This is a genomic window from Nocardiopsis sp. LOL_012 (genome assembly GCF_048060475.1).
Classification (GTDB): domain Bacteria; phylum Actinomycetota; class Actinomycetes; order Streptosporangiales; family Streptosporangiaceae; genus Nocardiopsis.
The window spans coordinates 1-589 of sequence record NZ_JBHMIV010000105.1 but is presented as its reverse complement, the minus strand read 5'-3'; the positions used below and the strand labels follow the sequence as shown (position 1 = coordinate 589).

Below are 589 nucleotides of genomic sequence, written 5' to 3'. Positions count from 1 at the left end.
GGCGGCCATGGCGCGCAGGGTGTCGATCACCATCCGCCCGTTGCCCTCGTCCAGGGCGCCGGTGGGCTCGTCGGCCAGCACCAGGGAGGGGCGTTTGACCAGCAGGCGGGCCAGGGCCACCCGCTGCTGCTCGCCGCCGGAGAGGTGGTGCACCCGCTCCTTGGCGCGTCCGGCCAGGCCCACCCGCTCCAGCGCCTCGGCCTGGGCCGGGCGGTCGCGGCGGGCCACGTCCAGGTTCTCGCGCACCGTGGCGTTCTCCATCAGCGCGTAGTTCTGGAACAGGTAGCCCAGGTGGTCGCGGCGGAAGCGGCGCCGCCCGCCCGCGCGCAGGCGGGTCAGGTCGCGGCCCTGGTAGGCGATGGTGCCGCCGGTGGGGGACTCCAGCAGGCCCAGGCAGTTGAGCAGGGTGGTCTTGCCCGCCCCGGAGGGGCCGGTCAGGGCGAGAACCTGCCCGGGGGGCAGGTCGAGGTCCAGGCCCTGCCACAGGGTGCGGGGGCCGAAGGACTTGGACAGGTCGCGGACGGTGATCACGGCGGGGGTCCCTTTCAGGCCTGGGCGGCGCCCTCACGGACGATACGGCGGTGGAAGT

Annotated in this window: 1 protein-coding gene; it reads right to left on the bottom strand. The window is 74.9% G+C overall.

Translation table 11 applies throughout. The features are described from left to right. Positions 1-531, bottom strand: a 531-nt coding sequence (locus ACFHWE_RS23645; RefSeq protein ID WP_416604082.1) for an ABC transporter ATP-binding protein, incomplete at its 3' end; no start/stop codon positions are given. Between the last annotated feature and the right edge of the window lie 58 nt (positions 532-589).